The organism is Paractinoplanes toevensis (assembly GCF_018332695.1).
Lineage (GTDB): Bacteria > Actinomycetota > Actinomycetes > Mycobacteriales > Micromonosporaceae > Actinoplanes > Actinoplanes toevensis.
This window is the reverse complement of the sequence record NZ_BOQN01000078.1, coordinates 1-968: the sequence shown is the minus strand read 5'-3', so window position 1 is coordinate 968 and position 968 is coordinate 1. Positions and strand designations below refer to the sequence as shown.

The 968-nt window shown below is 66.9% G+C and carries 1 protein-coding gene; it reads left to right on the top strand.

Translation table 11 applies throughout. From position 1 onward, the window contains the following. Nucleotides 1–183 precede the first annotated feature (183 nt). Nucleotides 184–489: a hypothetical protein gene (locus Ato02nite_RS30135; RefSeq protein WP_213010040.1), complete on the top strand. Its 306-nt coding sequence runs from the start codon at nucleotides 184–186 to the stop codon at nucleotides 487–489. The last annotated feature ends 479 nt before the right edge of the window (nucleotides 490–968 follow it).

Below are 968 nucleotides of genomic sequence, written 5' to 3'. Positions count from 1 at the left end.
GTTTGAACGAAACGCCAGCGGGATAAGGCCGCGGGGAATGCGGCGCCGTAAAACGCGCCAGCGACAAAAGCGGCGCCGCGGACGACGGCAACCTGATCCTTCGCGGATCCTGATCCACCGCACGGAACCGCCTCGCCGGAGGCCCTCGCACCACGGGGTCTCCGGCGCGTCCGTGTGTGGGCCATGCGCGCGGTGATCTTCGGCTACTTCGTATTTCGCAGCCACCGCCGCAACGCTGTCCCCAGCGACATCGCGCCCACCGAGGCCCCCGTCCCCACCGCCGATCGCCATGATCGCAGCCATTCTGTCGCCCATGAGCCGACCGAGCGACCGCATTCCCGCAGCGCCACAGCGACGCCGCAGCGGCGGCCCGGCAACCAGCCGCCGGGCATCGCCCCACTGAAATCGATGATCTTCGTGGTGCGGAGAAAGGGTCCGGACGGTAAGCCGCTAAGAACCGGCGAAACCGTGCATCTGTGGGACCGCTAGGAGTGCTCAGCGGGGCCCCGACTGTGGCGTGAGCAGGTCAAACGTTCTGGCAGCGGATGCCCGGGAACGGTGGTCGGGCGGTTCGCATGGTGCAACGTTCGGCCCACCAACGGCATGGGACCTGGGAAAACGTGAATCCGTTTGGGCGGTACTCGAACCGCCTTGGTGGTATCGGCCGCGACTTGGGCAAATGTGCGCATTCGCGGTAGAGCGGCCATGCTCATGCGGCGACGGCGTAGTGTTCCGACGGCGCGTTTGATTGGTCGGATCAGCCGCGTCGGCGGGTTGAATCCCGCTCGCTTGAGCGGTCCCGGCGCGGTCCTGGCCGGCGCTGCACCAGCGGCGACGGCTACGTCGATGAGCTGCTGAGATTCTGACTGAGCTTGCAACGCGCCTTTGTCCTCGATACGAGCCTGCGCTGGCCTATGCGGAAGCGGTGACAGCCGGTAGCGAACGGATCGCGGCAGATCCGGGCGTCG

What these genes read in the sequence shown, in the direction of transcription:
- Ato02nite_RS30135 (WP_213010040.1), top strand. Translation starts at nt 184, where the DNA reads ATGCGCGCGGTGATCTTCGGCTACTTCGTATTTCGCAGCCACCGCCGC.